Annotated in this window: 1 protein-coding gene; it reads right to left on the reverse strand. The window is 70.9% G+C overall.

Translation table 11 applies throughout. The features are described from left to right. Positions 1 to 237: pyrroline-5-carboxylate reductase family protein (locus ACP7FG_RS13215; RefSeq protein WP_439226666.1), on the reverse strand; the 237-nt coding region annotated here is incomplete at both ends.

The following is a 237-nucleotide window of genomic DNA, read 5'->3' on the forward strand; positions in this document are numbered from 1 at the left end:
GGCCGCGAGGTTGGGCATGATCCGAACCACGGACGCCGCCGTCCGCTCGGCGACGAACTCCCGGGGGAGTCCCGCGGCCAGCGTCACGAGCTGCTGATCCGCATCGAGGTCGAGGTCTCCGAGCACCGGCTCGGCGATGTCGGGCTTCACCGCGAGGACGACGATCTCGGCGTCTTCTGTACCGCTGTCGGTGTCTTCCGTCGTCTCGTCGGCCGCGTGCGAGCGTCGCGGACGCGG

This window comes from Idiomarina sp. ST10R2A5 (assembly GCF_051842325.1).
Taxonomy (GTDB): domain Bacteria; phylum Pseudomonadota; class Gammaproteobacteria; order Enterobacterales; family Alteromonadaceae; genus Idiomarina; species Idiomarina abyssalis.